Raw genomic sequence first — 20,763 nt, forward strand, 5'->3', positions numbered from 1 at the left:
CACAAGCTGAATCTTCCAGCCGCAGCCGTTGAGACCGGGCGTGGCACAATATCGGCTCAAACAAAGCCGGTTGCCCGATGTCTTATCTCGTTCTTGCCCGCAAGTGGCGCCCGAAGCGTTTTGCCGAACTCGTAGGCCAGGAACACGTGGTCCGCGCGCTCAGTAACGCGCTCGACAGTGGGCGCGTGCATCACGCGTTCCTGTTCACCGGCACCCGCGGCGTGGGCAAGACCACCATCGCGCGCATTTTCGCCAAATCGCTCAACTGCGAGACCGGCACCAGTGCCGACCCATGCGGCCAGTGCCCGGCCTGCCTGGACATCGATGCTGGCCGTTACATCGACCTGCTGGAGATCGACGCCGCGTCCAACACCGGTGTGGACGATGTGCGCGAGGTGATCGAAAACGCGCAGTACATGCCCTCTCGCGGCAAGTTCAAGGTGTACCTGATCGACGAAGTGCACATGCTCTCCAAGGCGGCCTTCAATGCGCTGCTGAAGACGCTGGAAGAGCCGCCGGAACACGTGAAGTTCCTGCTGGCCACCACCGACCCGCAGAAATTGCCGGTGACGGTGCTGTCGCGCTGCCTGCAATTCAATCTCAAGCGGCTGGATGAGGATCAGATTCAGGGCCAGATGACGCGCATCCTGGCTGCCGAGCAGATCGAATCGGATCCGTCGGCAATCGTGCAGCTGTCCAAGGCGGCCGACGGCTCGCTGCGCGATGGTCTGTCGCTGCTGGACCAGGCCATCGCCTATGCCGGCGGCGCCCTGCGCGAAGACGTGGTGCGCACCATGCTGGGCACGGTCGATCGCACCCAGGTCGGCGCGATGCTGCAGTCGCTGGCCGACGGCGATGGTGCGCGCCTGCTGCAGGTCGTCGCCGCGCTGGCCGAATTTTCGCCCGATTGGAGCGGTGTGCTGGAAGCCCTGGCCGAGGCGTTGCATCGCGTGCAGGTGCAGCAGTTGGTGCCGTCGGTGGCCTTCGTTGGGGACGGCATCGACCCGACCCCGTTTGCGGCGCAGCTGCGGCCGGAAGTGGTGCAGCTGTGGTACCAGATGGCGCTCAACGGGCGCCGCGATCTGTATCTGGCGCCGAGCCCGCGCGCCGGTTTCGAAATGGCAGTGCTGCGCATGCTGGCCTTCCGTCCTGCAGCGGCGGTGCCGGTTGGCGGCTCGGATGACGGGCGCGGCGCCACGGCAGGCGGTGGCGTGCGCTCGGCCGCCGCCGGCGGTCAGGCTGCTGCGCCGGCCGTGGCAGCGCCGGTGACAGCTGCGCCTGCCGTCGTGGCCGCACCTGCGGCGGTGACGGATACGATGCCTGTCGCGGCTGCGGAGGCGTCCTTGCCAGCATCAGCTCCCCAGGCAACTCCGGCCGCAGCTGCTGTGCCGGCTGCGGTTGTCGTGCTTGCCCCCCAGGAATCTTCTTCGGCTAGTTGTGCGTCTGCAGCCAGTGCGCGGAATGACGACACGCCGCCGTGGGCAGTGGACGATGCGCCGGTGCGTGCACAGGCGGTGCCCACGTCCGACGCGGTTGCAATGCTCGCGCCTGAAGCTGCCATGGCCCCGCCGTCTGCACCTGCCGAGCTCGCGCAACACGCTGCGATTGCGTCTGATGCTGCGGTGGGAGCTCCGGCTTCGGCTGCAACGTCTTCGCAGGCCGCGCTTGTCGAGCACTCATCGCTCGTAGAGCCAGTGGTGGCTGCGCCATCGGCAGCGGCATTGCCAGCATCAAGTTCGGCAACCGATGCATCGGCCCTGCTCGATGACGGCCGCATCGCCGATGCCGAGCAATGGCTGGAGCTGGTCACGCGCAGTGGCTTGAACGGTCCGTCGCGCCAGCTGGCCGCCAACGCCGCGTTTATCGGTCATCGCGATGGCGTGCTGCGGCTGGCGCTGGCGCCGGGCTTTGAATATCTCAATTCCGAGCGCTCCATCGCCAATCTCGCGCAGGCGTTGGCACCGGTGTTGGGCAACACGCCGCGCATCGTCATCGAAACGGGCAGCGCCGATGTCGAGACCTTGCACGAGCGCGCCAACCGGCAGAAAGGCGAGCGCCAGAGCGCTGCCGAAACAGCCTTCATGAACGACCCGACGGTGCAGCTGCTGATCCAGCAGCAAGGCGCGCGGCTCGTCCCCGATTCCATCCGCCCTTACGACGAGTAACGCCCCATGCGTGGAAATATTGCCCAACTGATGCAGCAGGCGCAAAAGATGCAGGAAAACCTGCAGCGCGCCCAGGAAGAACTGGCCAAGCTGGAAGTCACCGGCACCGCCGGCGGCGGCATGGTCAGCGTGACGCTGACCGGCGCCAAGGAATGCCGCAAGGTGCGCATCGACCCAAGCATCCTCTCCGACCAGGAGATGGCCGAGGACCTGATCGCCGCCGCCTTCAATGACGCCTCCAACAAGATCGACGCCGAATCCAAGGACCGCATGGGCTCGGCGACGGCCGGCATGCAGTTGCCGCCTGGCATGAAGTTGCCGTTCTGAAAGGCGGGGAGTCGAGAGTGGGGAATCGGGAATCGTAGAGCGAGCTGGCTTTGCTGCTGCGATTCCCCAATCTCGATTCCCGATTCCCGACCCAATGTCCACTCTGCTTGAACAACTGATCGAGGCCTTCCGGGTATTGCCCGGTGTGGGCCAGAAGTCGGCGCAGCGCATGGCCTATCACGTGCTTGAGCGCGAGCGTGAGGGTGGACGGCGTCTGGCGACGACGCTGGCCAATGCGGTGGAAAAGGTGGGGCATTGTGTGCAATGCCGCGACTTCACCGAGTCGGAAATCTGCACCATCTGCGCCAGCAGCAGCCGCGACCGACAGCAGCTGTGCGTGGTGGAATCGCCGGCTGATCGCTTGGCGATCGAGCATGCCACCGGCTACCGCGGGCTGTATTTCATTCTGCAGGGGCGCCTGTCGCCGCTGGATGGCATCGGCCCGCGCGAACTGGGGCTGGATCGGCTCGGCGAGCGTCTGGCTGCGGGCGAAGTGACCGAAATGATCATCGCCACCAACGCCACCGTGGAAGGCGAGGCCACCGCCCATTACCTCGCGCAACTTGCCCGCCAGCACGCGGTACGCCCGAGCCGGCTTGCCCAGGGCATGCCGCTGGGCGGCGAGCTGGAATACGTGGATCGCGGCACCCTGTCACACGCCTTCGGCACCCGCAGTGAAGTGCTTTGAGGGCTGGGAATCGGGAATCGTGAATAGGGAATCGGAGAAGCAAAGTCAAAAGCACGCGCGGTAAGCTCTTGCGATTACCTAATCCCGATTCCCTATTCCCATCCCATGACTGACACCATCTTCGGCAAAATCATTCGTCGCGAAATTCCGGCCACCATCGTGTATGAAGACGATGAGGTGCTGGGCTTCGAAGACATCGCACCGCAGGCGCCGGTGCATGTGCTCTTCATTCCCAAACAGCACGCTATTGCGACCCTGGACGATGTGCCGCCGGAGCAGGCGCTGCTGGTCGGTAAGTTGGCCATCGCGGCGGCGGCATACGCGCGCGCGCAGGGGTTGGCGCAGGACGGCTACCGCATCGTGATGAATTGCCGCGAGCATGCCGGCCAGACGGTGTTCCATATCCATCTGCATTTGTTGGCCGGTGCACCACTGGGCCGCTTCGGCACGCCGTGATGCGTCGTTCGATCACCCGTTGCGCGCAGGCCGCGTAGCGCAACGATCGTCACGCGCATACAAAAACGCCGCTCCCTGCGAGCGGCGTTTTTGCGAGCCACACTTAGGTCAGCGGTGCATTACCACCAGCCGCGGCCCCAGCCCCAACCGCCGCCCCAGCGCGGACCCCACGGGTCGCCCCACGGGCCGTACGGGTAAGCCGGCACCACGTCCACGTCGCGCACGACTGGCCACAGGTAGACCACGTCTGCATTGACCTTGGGCAGTTTGTAGTCGTATTCGCCGATCTTGGTGGTTTCGTAGCCTTCGATCTTGCCGATGAAGGTCACTTCGCGACCAGGCTCGAACACCGCCGGATCGTAGAAGCCGGAACGGCAGGCCAGGAAGCGGCCGTCGCTGGCATCCACGGCATTACGGTCCGGGCGACCGCTGGCATTGAGCGGGCGCGAGATCAGTTCGAAGCATGTCTGACCCTGGGCAGGCGTGGTCTTGATGATCTTGCCACCCCAGCGCACGGACGTGCCGACCTGGGCGCTGGCGGTGGAATCACTCGGACTGACCGTAGGGAACTGGCCCTGCAGCGGCTTGGGCGCGGTAGCGCAGGCTGCGAGCCCGAGCACAGCGATAAGAGGAACAAGAAAACGGGTACTCATGAGGAAGCTCCGGTTCGCGGGCGATGCTGCAGCAAGTCTTTCAAGAGAGTGGCGCTGTCCGAATCCGCGCCAGCGTATCGCGCGGCAGCGAAACGTTGGCTGAGTGCCAACAATGCCGTATTCGGGTGTGAGCGGGCGACACGTTGCGCCCAGACGCCGGCCGGTTCGTGCGGCTCACGGGCAAGGCCGAGCTTGCGGTAGCGGCGGCTCAGCCGGTGCCAGGCGCGCAGCAACGGGTCGCGCTCAAGTTCGCTGCGTGCCAGCAGCCACCCCATCCACGCCAGCGCGCTTACCGCGAACACGCCGAAGATGGCGGCCAGTTGCGAGGTGTCCAGGCGATCGATGCCGAACGGTTGCAGCAGCCGCTGCTGGCGGTCTGCATCGAAAGACAGCACCAGCTCGTTCCAGCCACGCCGCAGCCAGTCGCTGACCTGGCCAATGCTGGCCCATGCGCCGAGGTCGGCGAAGTTGTTGCCGCCGCCGGTTTGCAGGGGATCTTCGAGCGTGTCGTAAATGCGTTCCGGTGCCACCGCGGCGGTGGGATCCACGCGCACCCAGCCACGTCCGGCCAGCCAGACTTCGGTCCAGGCATGCGCGTCCATGCGCCGCACCACCCAGTAATTGCCCAGCCGGTTGTAGGTGCCGCCGGCATAGCCGGTGACCACACGCGACGGGATGCCGGCCGCGCGCATCAGCACCACGAACGAGGAACTGAAGTGTTCGCAGAAACCGGCCTTTTGCTGGAACAGGAATTCATCCACGCTGTTGCGGCCGAGCAGCGGCGTTTCCAGTGTGTAGGCGAATTCGCGGGTGATCCATTGCAGCGCGCGCTGCACCACCGCATCGTCGTTGTTGCCGCCCTCGCTACGCCATTGCCGTGCCAGCGCGACAGTGCGCGGATTGAAGCCGGGCGGCAGTGCAAGCGCGCGCTTGCGCAATTGCTCGGGTAGGTCGGTATCAAAGCGGGCAGGCGGTGCGGATTGCAGGTCCCAGCGGGTCAGTGCGCTCAACGGCCGTTGCGCGAACAGTTCGTAGTCGGGCGATAACTCGGCGTTGGCTACCGCTTGGGTGGGCAGATCCAGCGACACCAGCTGGCGGCGATCAGTGGGCTCGTAATCCAGGCGATAACGATAGGTCTGCGGGCCTGCGGTCATCGAGGCGGGTTGGGCGCGGCCGGTCCAGCGTGCGCGCTGCCAGGTGCGACCGTCGAAGTCCCACATCACCGGTCCGCGCCAGTAGCGCTGTTTCGGCGGTGGCGCCTTGCCGGTGAATTGCACGCGCAAGGCCGGGCTGTCGTCGGCCATCAGGTCGATCCATTCGCCAGGCGACATGTTGTCCGACAGTCCGGGCCGCGACAGCGCGCGTTCGGGCACGCCCCACAGTGGCGAACTCAGGCGCGGCAACAGCCAGAAGGTGGCCAGGGCCAGCGGTACGCCGATGGCAACCAGCTTGCCGATGCCACGCAATTGCAGTCGAAGGGTTGGCGTGGTGGTGCGATGCTCTTCGTCGGCCAGCCGCTGCATGCTCAGCAAGGCGCTGACCACCGCCAGCAGCGCCAGGCCCATGGTCGCCGGCCCCTGGTCGAGCAGAAACGCCGCAAACGGAGCGAATAACGCAAAGCCGAGCAGGCTGCGGGCATCGCGCAGGGTGCGCAGTTCGGATGCCTTGATTGCCAGCATCGATGCCAGCACCGCACAGCCAGTGTCGCGGCCGAAGCGCATGCCGATCTGCCAGTACACCGCCGCCAGCATCGCGATCACCAGCAACAACCGCACCGGCGCCATCAAGGTCCCGCGCCAGCTCAGCACGCAGACCAGCACCGCGGCCACGGCCACGGTGGTGGCAAGCAAGCCGGGCAGCTGCAACAACAGCGGTGCCAATGCCAGCCAGCTGGTGGCGAGTACCCAGGCGCGGCTGGCCTGGCTGATCGGGAGGGAGGGCTCAGTCATGCGGAAGCAGTGCCAGGGCGCGCAAACACAGGTGATGGTGTGAAGGCCCTTGCGCGGGACCTAGCGGCGGCTGTCCCGGCAACAGCAGGCGATAGCGGCGCCCGTCGCGCTCGGCCAAGTTGACCCAACGCGCCAGCCGCGCGATGCGGCGTTCGTACGGCAGCGCGTTGAGCGCGCGCCAGTCCAGCTTGACTTCGATTCCCAGCGGCTGTTCGTATTCGCGCACCAGCAGCGTGTCGCGCCGCGCCGAATGTTTCCAGGAAATCGTGCGTGGCGCATCGCCGGCGCGATACGGGCGCAGCTGATGCAATTCCTCGCCTTGTGCGTGCAAGCGGGTCTGGTTGGGCGAACCTGCGCCATCGGGCAGCGCCGGCCCTTGCTCCTCTGGCTTCGGATACGCCAGCAACGGCGTCTCCGGCCACACCCACGACCAGGCGCGCACCAGGCCCAGCGGCTGACTGCTGGAGAGACGAATGCGCTCGATGTCCTGCCAGCCGCGGCGCTCGGTGGGCACCAGCAGGTCGACCTCGACCATGTCGTGCGCGATCAGCGAACAGAAGCCGCTGCTATCCAGATGATCCAGTCGCAGGCCGCGCCGTGTGCGGGTGTCGCGACGCGCCAATGAGACCCGCATACGCAGCGGTTCGCCGGCGACCACCGGTTCGGCCGACACCGCTTCGATGCGCAGCGCCGACAATTGCAGGTGCGCCATGATGGTGCTGGCGATCCCGGCCGTGGCCAGCAGCAGCGCGAGCAGCAGTGCCGGGTTGTTGTTGTAGTTCAGTGCGCCCAGCAGCATCGCCAGCAGCAACGCGGTGACGAACAGCCCGAAGCGGGTCGGCAGCACATAGATGCGCCGCCGATCCAGCACGATCGGCACGGCCTCGGGGCCCCGCGGACGTGCCAAAAGGCTGAGTCGGCGACCAATGCCGCGCAGGCGCGCACGCACCTGGGTCAGTCCACCGGCACGCTGTGCAGCAGCGCCTTGGCCAGCGCCGGCCCGGACGAAGATTCGGCTTCCGGCACCAGCCGGTGCCCGGCCACCGCCACGAACAGCGCCTGCACGTCTTCGGGCAGCACATGCTCGCGCCCGAGCAGCAGCGCGTAGGCCTTGGCCGCACGCAACAGTGCGATGCCTGCGCGCGGCGACAAGCCCACGCGCACCCCGGCGTGCTGGCGGCTACGTAGCAGCAAGGCCTGCACGTAGCCGATCAGCGCATCGCTGGTGTGGATCTGGTTGACCACCGCGCGCAGCGTGACCACCTCGGCGTCGCTGAGTTGCGGGGCGGCCTGGGCGATCAGCTCGCGCCGATCCACCCCGGAGAGCAGTGCACGTTCGGCGTCGGCGCTGGGGTAGCCCAGGCTTAGCCGCAACAGGAAGCGGTCCAGCTGCGAATCAGGTAAGGGGAAGGTGCCGGACAGATCGACCGGGTTCTGCGTGGCGATCACGAAGAACGGTTCCGGCAACGCATGCGTCACGCCATCCAGGGTCACTTGCTGCTCGGCCATCGCCTCCAGCAGCGAGCTCTGTGTGCGCGGCGGGGCGCGATTGATTTCGTCGGCCAGCAGCACGTTGGTGAACACCGGGCCGGGATGAAACTGGAATTGCCGCGAGGCAGCGTCGTAGACCGAGACCCCCAACACATCGGCCGGCAGCAGGTCGGAGGTGAACTGCACGCGCTGAAAGCCCAGCCCCAGGCTGGAGGCCATCGCATGGGCGAGGGTGGTCTTGCCCAGGCCAGGCAGGTCCTCGATCAATAAATGTCCACCGGACAGCAGCGCCACGAATGCCAGCCGCACTTCTTGCGCCTTGCCCAGCAGCAGCGAATTGACCTGGTCTTGTGCGCGCCGCAGCGATTGGCGCAGCGCATCGGTTAGCATTTCCGTGGAACGCAGCGGTGTCGACATCACAATTCCGTAGGTGAAAAGAAGAGTGCACAGGGCAATGCAAGGGGACCAACGCGCACATCGCACCTTCGTGATCCTGTGGACACTGGCGACGGCCGTCAAGCTATTGATCGCGGCACGCTTGCCGCTGTTCGTGGATGAGGCGTTTTACTGGCAGGAAGGCCAGCATCTGGCCGCGGCCTATTCGGATCTGCCAGGCATAACCGCCTGGCTGGCGCGGTTGGGCGTGGAGTTGGGCGGGCATCACCTGCTGGCCCTGCGACTGCCGTTTCTGGCCATTTCTGCGCTGATTCCCTGGCTGATCGCGCATATCGCCACGCGCTGGTTCGGCTCAACGCTGGGCTGGCAGGCCGGCAGCCTGACCTTGTTGATGCCGCTATCGGCCACGCTGGGCATTCTGGCCGTGCCGGATGTGCCGATGGCGTTGGCGGCGGTGCTGTGCATGGATGCCGGCGCGCGCTTGCTGCGCGAGGTCGATGCCACCAGCGCGCTGGAGCTCGCCATCGGCTTGGTCATCGGTGCGCTCAGTCACTACCGCTTTGTCGGGGTGATCGGGGTGGGCTGTATTGCATTGCTGTGCATCCCGCAAGGGCGTGCGGTGATGCGCGATCCGCGCATCTGGATGGCGCTGACCGTAGGCGCGGTGAGTTGGTTGCCGCTGCTGTTCTGGAATACCGACCACGACGATGCCGGGTTGCGCTTTCAATTGGTCGACCGCCATCCATGGCGGTTCCAGATCGGCGGGCTGTGGTTCCTGCTGATCCAGACCGTGGCGGTGACGCCGCTGCTAGCGTGGGCGATGGTCAAGGTCGGCCTGGCCGGCACCCGCAGCGGCGGCGGCTCACGTGCGCAGTGGCGCTACTTTGGTTTGCTGGGCGGCATTTCGACCGTGGCAATTTTCGTGCTCGGCTTCTTCAGCGATGCCGAGCGGATCAGCTTCCACTGGCCGCTGCCCGGCTATCTGGCGCTGCTGGTGGCGGTGCCGGTGATCCTGATGCGCTGGCCGCATCCGCTGCGTCGCGCGGCGTGGTTGATCGCACTGCTCGGCATGCTCGGCGCCTACGGCTACTACCTGGCGGTGTCGGTGCCGTCGATTCGCGCGCATGCCGCCGGCAAAAAATACTACCCGCGCAACTTCGCCGGCTGGAACGATTTGGCGCGTGCGGTCAAATCCCGGCTTGCACAGATGCCGCCGGGCACGCGCGTGCTGGCAGAAAATTTCAAAGTCGGCGCGGAACTCGGCTTCCAATTGCACGACGCCAATATCGAGGTCCTGCCTGCCGAGTTGAACCACAAGCATGGGCGTAGCGCGCAGTTGCAGCAGTGGGGGTTGCTCAGCGACGGCACGCGCACCGGGCCGCGGCTACTGGTGCTCTCGCCCAGCGATCTGCGTTATCGCGATCTGCTCAAGCGCTACCACGCCATCTGCGACATGGTCGGCCCGCTGCCGCCGCCGACCGTGGTCTCCACCGATCACGGGTATCAGCGCTTCCTGCTGTTCGCACTGCCTGCACAACGCCAGCCCGGGCCAAGCGTGGCCCCGGCGATGGCGTGGATCGACACACCGCTGCCAAACGTCGCCGTGTCCGGCAAGTTTGAGGTGCGTGGCTGGGCCTTCAAGGACGGCATTGGGCTATCGAATGTCGAGCTGCTGCTCGATGGTCGCCCGGTCGCGCAAGCGACCTACGGCAACCCGCTCGATGTGCGCCCGTACTGGAAAATCTCCACCGACCCACAGCACCCGAATGTCGGTTTCACCGCCACACTCGACACCCACGCATTGCCGCCCGGCATGCACTGGCTAGGGTTGCGCCTGCACGGCCACGACGGCAGCGTGGAAGATTGGTGGGAACAGCCGCTTACTGTCGAGAAATGAGGTGGCTTGTAAGTTCCAGCGCCGAGTAAAGCCGCCGTACGAGTCACCAAGCAGCCTTCCGGGTGATGCTGTCTTACCAGGCGAAGGTGAAGGGTGTTGGAAGATGGACTGCAAAATTTGCCTGAGATAATGCGCGGACAAAAATTTTTAGCGGTGATGGTGGTCACTAAAATACAACGATGAGGCCATGTGTGTTTGGCTGCATGGTTGTGCAGCGGCTGGCTATAGTCAAAAAGGAAAAGGACAAGCAATTGCAGCGCAAAGATAAGCATTTACCAAGCGATTCCAGTGAGTGCCGTGGAGCAGGCAGGGCTTGGAGCAAGTTGCCGGATGTGCTGTTGCTTGGTGTCCAATGGTTCTATCTCGCAATCGGTGTGTTGGCGATGATTGCGCTGTCGCCAAAGGTGCTATATGCCGATCCGTGGCGATTTGCAAAAAACCTCCTGAGCCGGCCTTGGCCGCGCAACGTGCTTGCGGTGGATAACGGTCATCGTGAGGTCCTGCCCAATCTGCTACGTTTGGCCGAGCTTAGATGGTTTGGTGGAAATCAATGGCTGCAGATCTGTGTGGGTGTTGCGCTGGCTTTGCTCACCGTATGGATGTTGCTACGTCTGGTGCGTAATGAGCGTCTGGGTGCTATGGCGTACGCTGCCGCCGGTTTGGTTTGTACGATCAGTATTTTCTGGCTGGGAAACGAGCGGGCATTGGTGCATGCAAATGAGTCGGTGCATGTCTATCTGATCACCACGTTTCTGGTCGCCGGGTGTTGGTTGCTTGGTCATGGTGACGGTTGGTGGCGCGCTGTACTTGCTTCACTCTGCGGGTTCGCGGCGACCTTCTGTTTTGGCTCGGGCATCGCCACGTTCGTCGCGTTACTCGCTATGTTGCTGCTGCGCAGGGCATCTTGGGTCCAGTGGTGCATTGTGCTATCGGGCTTTGCTCTGTCGCTGCTGCTGGTCATTGGTTTTGGCGATACGCACGTACGAGGTGCAGGCATCATCTCGCCCATTACGCAGCTGGATCTTGTTTTACGTTGGCTGTCTGCGCCTTTTATTTACGCCTGCCTGCCACTGGTTGACGTGAGTGTCGCAGCACAATTGCCAATCGAGTCATTGCGAACGGTTGTGGTTGCGATTTCTAGTGGCTACGCATCGGTGTTCGGCCCGGTCATGGTCTCGGCTTGGCCGCACAGGCTGCTAGGGTTCGTTGGTGTGGGTTGTTTGATGGGCATCACCTACTCTAGCTGGCGTCGGCGTGCGGAATCGGTGGCAGAACTGACAGCTCTCTCAATTGCCTGTTTTGCGCTTGCCATCGGAGCGGCAATCGCTCTGGCGCGTGCTATCTATTTCCAGTCTTTTCCCGAGCAATTGCTTGCTACGCGCTATGTGCCTTGGTCGGTTCTGTTTTGGAGCGGTCTGTTGTTGTGGTCGTTCGTTCGGTATGGAAATTTTCACCCGCGCCGTGTCGCAGTGGCGGGCCTCGCGCTGGCATGTTGCTTGTTGCCAAGTACGGTCTGGATGGCATTGCTTGCCCAGCGCATGCAGGCTGCCGCCAACATGACGGCAACCGCAGCAGCTGCAGGAGTGATTGATGTTGACGCCGTCCACGGAGAGACCGTTCTTGCGGAGGTTGCCGATGCGCTGCCTGTCCTGAAGGCAGAAAATACGTCCATCTTTGCTTGGCCGGAAACACGCTATCTGGAGGGCACGCAGGTCGCTACCGATCCAGTGGTGATCAGCGATGTTGCTACGACCCCTGTTCGTAATCTTTTAAATGATGAATCAGCGATTCGATTTGATTTCGAGGCAGAGACGTCGGCGGCACGTCTGGTGCTAATGTGCGATAAAAATCCGATCGGAATGGCGACGCGTGTTGGAGTGCGTGCGCAGTGGGTTGGTTGGTCGGCACGAACTGTCGCGCCATCCTGCCTTCGGGCTCTTAAAGTGAAGGGCGGCGCTCTGTTCTAGGTTTGCCTTCGCGACTGCGTTGCAAATGGCTGGGTCGGCCTTTGGCACCATCACTGCATGGAAGGGTGGGGGGCTTGTCGCTTCCTCAGCCATCGTTGCCGGCTCAGCCATCGCTGCCGGGTACTCAAGGCAGTTGAAACCCCGCCTGCCGCAGCAACCGCGCCAGCGCGATCAGCGGCAGGCCGACCAGAGCAGTGGGGTCGGCCGAACGGATGGCGTCGAACAGGCTGATGCCCAGACCTTCGCATTTGAAGCTGCCGGCGCAGTCCAGGGCTGGTTCGGCGTCCAGGTAGCGCTCTATCTCGGCGGCCGTCAGGGTGCGTAGCTGCACCTCGGTCAGGTCTAATGCGTGCAGTTCACGCTCCGGGCCGATCAGGCTGACGGCGGTATGAAAGCGCACCGTCCGGCCCGACATGGTCGTTAGCTGCGCCCGCGCCCGCTCCCGCGTACCCGGCTTGCCCAGTGCCTCGCCTTCTATATCAGCGACCTGATCCGAGCCGATCACCAAGGCCTCGGGGAGGCGAGCCGCCACCGCAGCGGCCTTTTCGGCGGCCAGGCGGCTGGCCAGCGCACTCGGAGTTTCGCCCGGTTTCGCCTGCTCATCGACTTCCGGCCGGGCAGTGTCAAATTCCAGCTGCAGGCGGCTTAGGAGCTCGCGCCGGTAGGCAGACGTGGAGGCTAGGATCAGGCGTGGCATCATGGCGCGCTACACAGGGCGGGCAGGGGAGTCTGCCGTCCTGAGGGCGCCGCGGCAATCGCATGAATGGGGCCATTTGACAGGGTCGCTGCGGGTCTTTAACATTCTGCGGCTTATGTCCGCGAACGTACCCGAAATGCTGGATGCTTGGCGGATGGTCGCAGCGCGCAGGCGCTTCGATGGCAGCATCCCGCTATCCGCGATGACCCGTCTGCAGGGAAGTCTTGTCGATACAGAAGGCGAATGTGTCTATTCGCTTCAATTCGATGAGGACACTCTGCTCAAGGTCGCCTATGTCGAACTCAGTATCGATGTCGAGCTTCCGCTGGCCTGCCAGCGCAGCCTGCAACGTTTCCTGTATCCGGTGCAAATCAGGCAGCGTCTTGGTTTGATCCGTGACGAAGCCGACGAAGCTGCATTGCCGGCCGAGTACGAAGCATTGCTGGTGCCGGAAGATGGATTGCTGCGGGCCGTCGACATGGTCGAGGACGAGCTGGTGCTGGCAGTGCCGGTGGTACCGATGGCGCCGGGTAGCGAAGCAATCGATGCCGAATGGGTTCCGACCCAGGAAGAGCAAGACAAGGCCAGTCCGTTCGCGGCGCTGGCTGCGTTGAAGAAACAGTAACCGCCGCTGTTAAGGGCGGTAAGACAGGTCGACGCGGGCGTAGAGCGTGCTGTTCGACTCAACAGACAAGTTATCGAACTAAAGTTGGAGCAATCCCATGGCTGTGCAGAAATCACGTGTCACTCCGTCCCGCCGCGGCCAGCGTCGTTCGCACGATGCCCTGACCGCCAAGCAGCTGTCGACCGACCCGACCAGCGGCGAGATTCATCTGCGTCACCACATCACCGCTGACGGTTACTACCGCGGCAAGAAGGTGATCACGACCAAGTCGTCGGCCGTTCAAGAAGATTGATCCGTGGCGCCCGCCGCGTTCGACGCGGCCGGGTGACTCTCGCTTCTTCAGGAGCCGCCGGTCGCCGCGGCTCTGGCAACAGGGAACAGTATGAGCAAGCGGATCTATTCCAGAATCGCGGGCACGGGTAGCTATTTGCCCGAAAAGGTGTTGACCAACGACGACATGTCGAAGATTGTCGACACCAGCGATGAATGGATCTTCTCGCGCACTGGTATCCGTGAACGTCACATCGCTGCCGACGACCAGGCCACCGGCGATCTGGCGTACTTCGCCTCGCTGAAAGCGATGGAAGCGGCCGGGGTGACCGCCGATGAGATCGATCTGATCGTCATCGGTACCACCACCCCCGACCTGATCTTTCCGTCGACCGCCTGTTTGCTGCAGGCCCGGCTGGGCATCGTTGGTTGTGGTGCAATGGACGTCAACGCCGCCTGCTCAGGCTTTGTCTACGCGCTCAGCGTGGCCGACAAGTTCGTGCGCAGTGGCGACGCCAAGACCGTGCTGGTGGTTGGCGCAGAAACCCTGACCCGCATCGTCGACTGGACCGACCGCACCACCTGCGTGCTGTTTGGCGACGGTGCTGGCGCGGTGATCCTCAAGGCCGACGAAGAGACCGGCATTCTCAGCACCCACCTGCATGCCGATGGCAGCAAGAAAGAGCTGCTGTGGGATCCAGTGGGCGTGTCGGTCGGCTTCGGCGAAGGCAAGAACGGCGGCGGCGCGTTGCTGATGAAGGGCAACGACGTCTTCAAGTACGCGGTTAAGGCGTTGGACTCGGTGGTCGATGAGACTCTGGCGGCCAACGGCTACGACAAGCACGACCTGGATTGGCTGATCCCGCATCAGGCCAACGTGCGCATCATCGAGGCCACAGCCAAGCGGCTGGACCTGCCGATGGAGCAAGTGGTCGTCACCGTGGATCGTCACGGCAATACCTCCTCGGCCTCGGTGCCGCTGGCGCTGGACGAAGCGGTGCGCTCCGGTCGCGTGCAGCGCGGTCAGTTGCTGCTGCTGGAAGCCTTCGGCGGCGGCTTTACCTGGGGCTCGGCGCTGCTGCGCTACTGAGGTTTTTGCCTGCTGCGTTGGCAGGCGAACGCGTCTGCCCTGGCAAGTCCATGCATGGAAGACGATATGCCTCGTTCCTTGAGGTGGGGGCAATCTTGTCCTTCTGCGGCCTCTGTGCGTTTCCGGAGCGCTTGAATTCCGCCAAGGGTAGCGCCCGCTCTTAGATCGCTCGATTCGCTCAACGCGACCGGCCTGCGGGTCAGTTCGTCGGACAAGCCGCCCAGCGGGTAGATTCGGGGCATGCACCCCACGGACGACCCCATCTTCGTCGCCTTGCTCGCCGGCAGCTACCAGCGGTTCGCAGGCCACCCGCTGGTCGCGGATCGGCTGATCGAGCCCGATTGGCTGTATCACGAAGCGCCGTTCGCGCTGCTTGCGCACGATACTGCTGCGGACCCGCGCTTCGTCTATGCGAACCGGGCGGCGCAGCGCGTGTTCGGTTACGACTGGAATGAGTTCGTTGGGATGCCATCGCGCCTGTCGGCAGAGTTGCCGGAGCGAGCGGAACGTCAGCGTTTGCTCGACGCGGTCACCCGCGATGGCGTGGTGAAGGACTACGCAGGCGTGCGGATCGCGAAGGATGGCTCCCGCTTCCGGATCACGGATGGCGTGGTCTGGCAGCTCGTCGATGAGGCCGGCGTGCTGCGCGGACAAGCGGCGGCATTCCCGTTGCCTGGATAGAACGGGCGTATGCGCCAACACCTGGTGCGCCTAATCCTTCAGCCTCATCGCTGGCCTTGCAGGTGGTGGCAGCACCGCATTCGTCGGCAGCGCCTTCAACATCGATTCCGACTGCCGCCCATCTGGGTGGCTGTTGCTGTTGCGTGCGTGAGCAAACCTCGTATGCGATTTTGCGAAGCCGGAACACGTTCTGGCGGCTCCTGCATACGCGGCAGTACAGACGCCAGAGCGATTTCGCACGTATGATCCCGGCTCGATTTTTGTAGGCAGCAACGCGTGACCGAATCCACTCTCGCCTTCGTGTTTCCCGGCCAGGGCTCGCAGGCCCTGGGCATGCTGGCCGAACTGTCCGAGTTGCACCCGCAGATTCGCGAAACGTTCGCCGAAGCCTCCGAAGGCGCTGGCGTCGACCTGTGGGCGCTGTCCCAGGGCGGCCCGGAAGAAATGCTCAACCGCACCGAATACACCCAGCCGGCCTTGCTGGCCGCAGGCGTGGCGGTGTGGCGGCTATGGGTCGACCAGCGCGGGCAGCGCCCTGCGCTGCTGGCAGGGCATAGCCTGGGCGAATACACCGCGCTGGTCGCCGCTGGCGCCTTGTCGCTGCACGATGGCGCGCACCTGGTGCGGCTGCGCGGCCAGTTCATGCAGGCCGCAGCGCCGGCGGGCGTTGGCGCGATGGCTGCGGTGCTGGGCGCCGAAGACGCCGTGGTGCTGGAGGTCTGCGCCGAGGCGGCAGGCAGCCAGGTGGTGGTGCCGGCCAATTTCAATTCGCCGGGCCAGATCGTGATTGGTGGCGATGCTGCAGCGGTAGATCGCGCGCTGGCGCTGCTGGCCGAGCGCGGCGTGCGCAAGGCGGTCAAGCTGGCGGTGAGCGTGCCCTCGCACACACCGCTGATGCGCGATGCGGCCAACCAGCTCGGCGAGGCGATGGCCGGCTTGAGCTGGCACGCCCCGCAGATTCCGGTGGTGCAGAACGTGGATGCACGCGTGCACGACGGCAGCGCGGCCATCCGCCAGGCGCTGGTGGAACAGCTGTACCTGCCGGTGCAGTGGACCGGTTGCGTGCAGGCGCTCGCCGGCCAGGGCAGCACCCGGATCGCCGAATGCGGCCCGGGCAAGGTACTGAGCGGGCTGATCAAGCGCATCGACAAGAGCCTGGACGCGCGCCCGCTGGCAACGCCTGCCGATTACGCCGGCGCGCTCGACGCGTGGACACACTGATCCAACGCCGCTGCCGGTTGTGCCGGCATGCCTCGACGTTCGCGGCCGCGGTTGCGACGTCCCCCTTCGAGGAACAGCATTCATGAGCAAGCCCCTGCAGGGTGAAATCGCCCTCGTCACTGGCGCCAGTCGCGGCATCGGTGCGGCCATTGCCGATACCCTGGCCGCCCAGGGCGCCACGGTCATCGGCACCGCCACCTCGGCCTCCGGCGCTGTGGCGATCGGCGAGCGTCTGGCCGCCCACGGCGGACACGGCCGTGAGCTGAACGTCACCGACGCAGCCGCGGTCGATGGCCTGATCGATGCGATCGGCAAGGAATTCGGCGCGATCTCGATCCTGGTCAACAATGCCGGCATCACCCGCGACAACCTGTTGATGCGGATGAAGGACGACGACTGGCAGGCAATCATCGACACCAATCTGACCAGCGTGTTCCGTACCTCCAAGGCGGTGATGCGCGGCATGATGAAGGTGCGCAAGGGACGCATCATCAATATCGCCTCGGTGGTTGGCGTGACCGGTAACCCGGGTCAGACCAACTACGCCGCGGCCAAGGCCGGCATCATTGCGTTTTCCAAGTCGCTGGCCAAGGAAATCGGTTCGCGCGGGGTCACCGTGAATGTGGTGGCGCCCGGTTTCATCGATACCGACATGACCAAGGCGCTGCCGGACGAGGCCAAGACAGCCTTGCTACAGCAGATTGCGTTGGGGCATCTGGGCCAGCCGGAAGACATCGCCAATGCGGTGGCATTCCTGGCCGGCCCGACGGCCCGCTACATCACCGGTGAGACCCTGCACGTCAACGGTGGCATGTACATGCCGTGAGCGTGCGGCGCCGGGAGGCGCTAAGTGGCTGATCGCCCGGGAGTTGTGATGCAATGCAAGGCCCGGTCGGTTCCACTACACTATCCAACGCGGCCATCGCAGCGGCGATGGCGTTTTGTGAGTCCCTCACAGGAGCACCGCACATCCATGTGCGGGGATCCTAAAACTCGAACCACCACTACTCCATCTGGAGCGATATCCCCAATGAGCACCATCGAAGAACGCGTCAAGAAAATCGTCGTCGAACAACTCGGCGTCAAGGAAGAGGAAGTCACCACCAGCGCATCGTTCGTCGATGACCTGGGTGCCGACTCGCTGGACACCGTCGAGCTGGTGATGGCGCTGGAAGAAGAGTTCGAGTGCGAGATCCCGGACGAAGAGGCCGAGAAGATCACCTCGGTGCAGCAGGCGATCGACTACGTCAAGTCTCACGTCAAGAGCTGATGCGTTGTTCCTGATCGTGGTGGCGCGCATCGAGCCGCTGCCGCGTCAGACATTCCATGGGGCCGCTGATGCGGCCCTGTGTTTTTCAAGTGTCACCCGCAACCCCAAGCACCGTCCGTTCCGTGGTGAGGAGATCTGCAATGAGTCGTCGTGTTGTCGTTACCGGCATGGGCATGGTGTCGCCGCTTGGCAATGATCTGGCCACCAGCTGGGATGGAATCATCCACGGCCGCTCAGGCATTGGCCCGATCACGCAGATCGATGCCTCGCAGTTCACCACCAAGATCGCGGGTGAAATCAGGAATTTCGACCCCACGCTTTTTGTGTCCGCCAAGGACGTCAAGAAGATGGATCCGTTCATCCACTACGGTGTCGGCGCCTCGTTCATGGCGCTGGACGATTCCGGACTGGAAATCGACGACAGCAATGCCGAACGCGTGGGCGCCATTCTCGGCTCCGGCATCGGTGGGGTGCTCGGCATCGAAGAGCAGACCATCAAATTGCATGAGGGCGGCGCGCGCAAGATTTCGCCGTTCTACGTGCCCAGCACCATCATCAACATGCTGCCCGGCCAGGTGAGCCTGATCAAAGGCCTGAAAGGCCCGACGTTCTCGGCTGTCTCGGCCTGCGCCACTTCCAACCATTCGATCGGCACGGCGATGCGCATGATCCAGCACGGCGATGCCGATGTGATGCTGGCCGGCGGCGCAGAGCGTGGGTCGTCGCCGAGTTCGGTGGGCGGCTTCTGCGCGATGAAGGCGATGTCCACCCGCAACAACGACCCGACCGGCGCCTCGCGGCCGTGGGACAAACAGCGCGATGGCTTCGTGCTGGGCGACGGTGCCGGCGTGCTGGTGCTGGAAGAGTACGAACACGCCAAGGCGCGTGGCGCGCGCATCTATGCAGAGCTGGTCGGCTTCGGCGCCAGTTCCGATGCGTTCCACATGACCGCACCGAGCGAAGATGGCGAAGGCGCGGCGCGCAGCATGGCTGCGGCGATGCGCGATGCCAAGCTCAATCCCGAACAGATCGGTTACCTCAATGCGCACGGCACCTCAACGCCGCTGGGCGATCTGGCCGAAACCATGGCCATGAAGCGCGCGCTGGGCGATCACGCCTACAAGACCATGGTGAGCTCGACCAAGTCGATGACCGGGCATCTGCTCGGCGCAGCCGGCGGGGTGGAAGCGATCTTCTCGGTGATGGCGCTGCATACCGGCATCATCCCGCCGACCATCAACCTGGAAGAGCCCAGCGAGGGCTGCGACCTGGATTACGTGCCGAACGTGGCACGCGAGGTGCAGGTGGATGCGGTGATGTCCAACGGCTTCGGCTTCGGTGGCACCAACGGCACGCTGGTGTTCAAGCGCGTCTGATATGGCGTAGCAGTCGCGTTGCCGGAATCGGCGCGCGATCTACCTGACCGTCGCATGTACTGCGTACGAGCGGTGGTGTTCAGCTCTTCTACAAACCCTTGCTCCACTCATCGCGCACGCTGCGTCTCTCGCAGCGGCGCACGTCTGCACCTCACGCCACGCCGGACCGATGACGCTTACCCGATCACTGCACGCGGACCTCGACCTGCTGGCGCTGCATCGGCTGTCACCGCAACGCTATCCGGCCCTGCTCGAATCCACTGCTTCCGGCACCGACCACGGCCGCTGGGACGTGCTGCTGCTGGCGGAGGGCGCATGCCTGCGGCTGGATCCGGATGGCTGCACGCGCGATGGCGAAGGGCGAGTGCTGGAGGGCAGCTTTCTGGGCGCGCTGGATGCGGCTTGGCAGGCCGAGCGTGTGCCGCACGACGTTGCAAGCCCGTGGCCGTTTCGCGGCGGGTGGGCGGTGCTGCTGGATTACGAACTGGCCGAACAGGTCGAACCGATTCTGCAGTTGCCAACGCGAACCGATGGCGTGCCCACCGCGCTGGCCTTGCGCGCGCCGGCAGCAGTGCTGCGCGATCGCGTGCAAGGGCGCTGCGTGGCGCTGGCCGAGGCCGGCCGCGCCGATCTGTTGCAGCAAATCGTTGATGACGTGGCCGCCTGCGCCGCGCTGCCGCCGTTGCCGGAGTGGACCGGTCCGCTTGCGGTCGAAGAGGATGCGCCCGAGCGCTTCACCGCTGCAGTGGAGCGCGTGCTCGATTACTTGCGCGCTGGCGACCTGTTCCAGGCCAATATCTCGCGCGCCTGGTCTGCCGCATTCGCAGCGTCGGTTGATCCGGCCGCGCTGCACGCGCGCCTGCGTGCAGCCAATCCGGCGCCATTCGCCGGACTGTTCGTTGCGTGCGGGCGTGCGGTGGCCAGTTCCTCGCCCGAGCGGCTGGTGTCGGTGCAGGGCGATGTGGTGCAGACGCGCCCGATCGCCGGCACCCGCGCGCGCTTTGCCGGCGACGACGATGCCGCGCGCATCCGCGAGCTGGTCGGGCATCCGAAGGAGCGTGCCGAGCATGTGATGCTGATCGACCTGGAACGCAACGACCTGGGCCGCATCTGTGCGCCGGGCACGGTGGAAGTGGACGAACTGATGTGCGTGGAGAGTTATGCGCATGTGCATCACATCGTCAGCAATGTGCGTGGGCGCCTGCGCGCCGGGGTGACGCCCGGCGAGGTGATTGCGGCGGTGTTTCCCGGCGGCACCATTACCGGTTGCCCGAAGGTGCGCTGCATGCAGATCATCGCTGAGCTCGAGCAGACCGCGCGTGGCGCCTACACCGGTGCATTCGGCTGGCTCAACCGCGATAGCGACATGGATCTGAATATCCTGATCCGCACCGCCGAGATGGCCGGAAACCAGGTGCGTTTTCGCACCGGGGCCGGGATCGTGGTGGATTCGGATCCGCAGCGCGAGCTGGACGAAACCCGCGCCAAGGCGCGTGGCGTTTTGCGTGCGATCGAGCAGACATGAGCGCTTCAACGAGACATCA

20 protein-coding genes are annotated in these 20,763 nt (G+C 64.4%); 15 read left to right on the forward strand and 5 right to left on the reverse strand.

The window, feature by feature from the left end:
- The first annotated feature begins 77 nt into the window (after positions 1 to 77).
- The 4 genes from dnaX to KWO_RS05790 all read left to right on the forward strand — a co-directional run bounded on the left by dnaX (position 78) and on the right by KWO_RS05790 (position 3,636).
- On the forward strand, positions 78 to 2,165 hold the full coding sequence (gene dnaX, locus KWO_RS05775; RefSeq protein ID WP_113622340.1) for a DNA polymerase III subunit gamma/tau: 2,088 nt from the start codon (positions 78 to 80) through the stop codon (positions 2,163 to 2,165).
- A 6-nt stretch (positions 2,166 to 2,171) separates the two neighbouring features.
- Complete coding sequence (locus tag KWO_RS05780; protein ID WP_005913896.1) at positions 2,172 to 2,492, forward strand: YbaB/EbfC family nucleoid-associated protein; 321 nt, start codon at positions 2,172 to 2,174, stop codon at positions 2,490 to 2,492.
- A gap of 94 nt (positions 2,493 to 2,586) precedes the next feature.
- Entirely contained in the window at positions 2,587 to 3,180 is a 594-nt protein-coding gene (gene recR, locus KWO_RS05785) for a recombination mediator RecR (RefSeq protein WP_010365139.1), read from the forward strand.
- 105 nt (positions 3,181 to 3,285) lie between these two features.
- On the forward strand, positions 3,286 to 3,636 hold the full coding sequence (locus KWO_RS05790) for a histidine triad nucleotide-binding protein (RefSeq protein WP_010365142.1): 351 nt from the start codon (positions 3,286 to 3,288) through the stop codon (positions 3,634 to 3,636).
- Positions 3,637 to 3,755: 119 nt separating this feature from the next.
- Here KWO_RS05790 and KWO_RS05795 read toward each other — a convergent pair whose 3' ends face one another.
- From KWO_RS05795 to KWO_RS05810, 4 genes are read right to left on the reverse strand one after another with little or no spacing between them, the layout of a single operon-like run.
- Entirely contained in the window at positions 3,756 to 4,289 is a 534-nt protein-coding gene (locus KWO_RS05795; protein ID WP_010379039.1) for a Slp family lipoprotein, read from the reverse strand.
- The gene (locus KWO_RS05800; protein ID WP_010379038.1) at positions 4,286 to 6,238 is read right to left on the reverse strand and encodes a transglutaminase TgpA family protein; all 1,953 of its coding nucleotides are present in this window, start codon (positions 6,236 to 6,238) and stop codon (positions 4,286 to 4,288) included. Before KWO_RS05800 ends, KWO_RS05795 begins: the two co-directional genes overlap by 4 nt.
- Positions 6,231 to 7,187, reverse strand: a complete 957-nt coding sequence (locus KWO_RS05805; RefSeq protein WP_010379035.1) for a DUF58 domain-containing protein — start codon at positions 7,185 to 7,187, stop codon at positions 6,231 to 6,233. The genes KWO_RS05800 and KWO_RS05805 overlap by 8 nt, the downstream gene beginning before the upstream one ends.
- Positions 7,188 to 7,192: 5 nt before the next feature.
- Positions 7,193 to 8,146: an AAA family ATPase gene (locus KWO_RS05810; protein WP_010365148.1), complete on the reverse strand. Its 954-nt coding sequence runs from the start codon at positions 8,144 to 8,146 to the stop codon at positions 7,193 to 7,195.
- 37 nt (positions 8,147 to 8,183) lie between these two features.
- On the opposite strand from KWO_RS05810, the gene KWO_RS05815 reads away from it, so the two are divergent.
- Both KWO_RS05815 and KWO_RS05820 read left to right on the forward strand, forming a co-directional pair.
- Positions 8,184 to 10,022 (forward strand): glycosyltransferase family 39 protein, encoded by a 1,839-nt coding sequence (locus tag KWO_RS05815; protein ID WP_010379032.1) that lies wholly within the window; start codon positions 8,184 to 8,186, stop codon positions 10,020 to 10,022.
- 203 nt (positions 10,023 to 10,225) lie between these two features.
- On the forward strand, positions 10,226 to 11,989 hold the full coding sequence (locus KWO_RS05820; protein WP_010379029.1) for a hypothetical protein: 1,764 nt from the start codon (positions 10,226 to 10,228) through the stop codon (positions 11,987 to 11,989).
- A gap of 124 nt (positions 11,990 to 12,113) precedes the next feature.
- On the opposite strand, the gene KWO_RS05825 is transcribed toward KWO_RS05820, so the two are convergent.
- Positions 12,114 to 12,689, reverse strand: a complete 576-nt coding sequence (locus KWO_RS05825; RefSeq protein WP_010368398.1) for a Maf family protein — start codon at positions 12,687 to 12,689, stop codon at positions 12,114 to 12,116.
- A gap of 112 nt (positions 12,690 to 12,801) precedes the next feature.
- Here KWO_RS05825 and KWO_RS05830 point away from each other — a divergent pair, with 112 nt between their 5' ends.
- The 9 genes from KWO_RS05830 (at position 12,802) to KWO_RS05870 (ending at position 20,744) form a co-directional block, all read left to right on the forward strand.
- Positions 12,802 to 13,311 carry a YceD family protein gene (locus KWO_RS05830; RefSeq protein WP_010368399.1) on the forward strand — a complete coding sequence of 170 codons (510 nt, stop codon included), beginning with the start codon at positions 12,802 to 12,804 and terminating at the stop codon, positions 13,309 to 13,311.
- Positions 13,312 to 13,408: 97 nt separating this feature from the next.
- Positions 13,409 to 13,603 (forward strand): 50S ribosomal protein L32, encoded by a 195-nt coding sequence (gene rpmF / locus KWO_RS05835; protein WP_010368401.1) that lies wholly within the window; start codon positions 13,409 to 13,411, stop codon positions 13,601 to 13,603.
- Between the two features lie 90 nt (positions 13,604 to 13,693).
- The gene (locus KWO_RS05840) at positions 13,694 to 14,671 is read left to right on the forward strand and encodes a beta-ketoacyl-ACP synthase III (RefSeq protein ID WP_010379025.1); all 978 of its coding nucleotides are present in this window, start codon (positions 13,694 to 13,696) and stop codon (positions 14,669 to 14,671) included.
- 240 nt (positions 14,672 to 14,911) lie between these two features.
- Positions 14,912 to 15,352: an MEKHLA domain-containing protein gene (locus KWO_RS05845; protein WP_010368403.1), complete on the forward strand. Its 441-nt coding sequence runs from the start codon at positions 14,912 to 14,914 to the stop codon at positions 15,350 to 15,352.
- Between the two features lie 276 nt (positions 15,353 to 15,628).
- The gene (gene fabD / locus KWO_RS05850) at positions 15,629 to 16,573 is read left to right on the forward strand and encodes an ACP S-malonyltransferase (protein ID WP_017112159.1); all 945 of its coding nucleotides are present in this window, start codon (positions 15,629 to 15,631) and stop codon (positions 16,571 to 16,573) included.
- Between the two features lie 82 nt (positions 16,574 to 16,655).
- A complete protein-coding gene (fabG, locus tag KWO_RS05855; RefSeq protein ID WP_010368405.1) occupies positions 16,656 to 17,399 on the forward strand; it encodes a 3-oxoacyl-ACP reductase FabG in 744 nt (247 codons plus the stop codon).
- 204 nt (positions 17,400 to 17,603) lie between these two features.
- Positions 17,604 to 17,843: an acyl carrier protein gene (gene acpP / locus KWO_RS05860; protein WP_010368407.1), complete on the forward strand. Its 240-nt coding sequence runs from the start codon at positions 17,604 to 17,606 to the stop codon at positions 17,841 to 17,843.
- Positions 17,844 to 17,983: 140 nt separating this feature from the next.
- Positions 17,984 to 19,219, forward strand: coding sequence for a beta-ketoacyl-ACP synthase II (fabF, locus tag KWO_RS05865; protein WP_010379020.1), 1,236 nt, complete (start codon positions 17,984 to 17,986; stop codon positions 19,217 to 19,219).
- Positions 19,220 to 19,388: 169 nt separating this feature from the next.
- Positions 19,389 to 20,744, forward strand: coding sequence for an aminodeoxychorismate synthase component I (locus KWO_RS05870; protein ID WP_017112158.1), 1,356 nt, complete (start codon positions 19,389 to 19,391; stop codon positions 20,742 to 20,744).
- Positions 20,745 to 20,763: the final 19 nt, after the last annotated feature.

Origin of the sequence: Xanthomonas vasicola pv. musacearum NCPPB 4379, from assembly GCF_000277895.2 — a bacterium.
Taxonomy (GTDB): Bacteria; Pseudomonadota; Gammaproteobacteria; order Xanthomonadales; family Xanthomonadaceae; genus Xanthomonas; species Xanthomonas vasicola.

What these genes read in the sequence shown, in the direction of transcription:
- fabF (WP_010379020.1), top strand. Translation starts at nt 17,984, where the DNA reads ATGAGTCGTCGTGTTGTCGTTACCGGCATGGGCATGGTGTCGCCGCTT.
- KWO_RS05780 (WP_005913896.1), top strand. Translation starts at nt 2,172, where the DNA reads ATGCGTGGAAATATTGCCCAACTGATGCAGCAGGCGCAAAAGATGCAG.
- KWO_RS05840 (WP_010379025.1), top strand. Translation starts at nt 13,694, where the DNA reads ATGAGCAAGCGGATCTATTCCAGAATCGCGGGCACGGGTAGCTATTTG.
- KWO_RS05870 (WP_017112158.1), top strand. Translation starts at nt 19,389, where the DNA reads ATGACGCTTACCCGATCACTGCACGCGGACCTCGACCTGCTGGCGCTG.
- KWO_RS05800 (WP_010379038.1), bottom strand. Translation starts at nt 6,238, where the DNA reads ATGACTGAGCCCTCCCTCCCGATCAGCCAGGCCAGCCGCGCCTGGGTA.
- KWO_RS05825 (WP_010368398.1), bottom strand. Translation starts at nt 12,689, where the DNA reads ATGATGCCACGCCTGATCCTAGCCTCCACGTCTGCCTACCGGCGCGAG.
- KWO_RS05790 (WP_010365142.1), top strand. Translation starts at nt 3,286, where the DNA reads ATGACTGACACCATCTTCGGCAAAATCATTCGTCGCGAAATTCCGGCC.
- recR (WP_010365139.1), top strand. Translation starts at nt 2,587, where the DNA reads ATGTCCACTCTGCTTGAACAACTGATCGAGGCCTTCCGGGTATTGCCC.
- rpmF (WP_010368401.1), top strand. Translation starts at nt 13,409, where the DNA reads ATGGCTGTGCAGAAATCACGTGTCACTCCGTCCCGCCGCGGCCAGCGT.
- acpP (WP_010368407.1), top strand. Translation starts at nt 17,604, where the DNA reads ATGAGCACCATCGAAGAACGCGTCAAGAAAATCGTCGTCGAACAACTC.
- KWO_RS05830 (WP_010368399.1), top strand. Translation starts at nt 12,802, where the DNA reads ATGTCCGCGAACGTACCCGAAATGCTGGATGCTTGGCGGATGGTCGCA.
- fabG (WP_010368405.1), top strand. Translation starts at nt 16,656, where the DNA reads ATGAGCAAGCCCCTGCAGGGTGAAATCGCCCTCGTCACTGGCGCCAGT.
- KWO_RS05845 (WP_010368403.1), top strand. Translation starts at nt 14,912, where the DNA reads ATGCACCCCACGGACGACCCCATCTTCGTCGCCTTGCTCGCCGGCAGC.
- dnaX (WP_113622340.1), top strand. Translation starts at nt 78, where the DNA reads ATGTCTTATCTCGTTCTTGCCCGCAAGTGGCGCCCGAAGCGTTTTGCC.
- KWO_RS05820 (WP_010379029.1), top strand. Translation starts at nt 10,226, where the DNA reads ATGGTTGTGCAGCGGCTGGCTATAGTCAAAAAGGAAAAGGACAAGCAA.
- KWO_RS05815 (WP_010379032.1), top strand. Translation starts at nt 8,184, where the DNA reads ATGCAAGGGGACCAACGCGCACATCGCACCTTCGTGATCCTGTGGACA.
- KWO_RS05795 (WP_010379039.1), bottom strand. Translation starts at nt 4,289, where the DNA reads ATGAGTACCCGTTTTCTTGTTCCTCTTATCGCTGTGCTCGGGCTCGCA.
- KWO_RS05810 (WP_010365148.1), bottom strand. Translation starts at nt 8,146, where the DNA reads ATGTCGACACCGCTGCGTTCCACGGAAATGCTAACCGATGCGCTGCGC.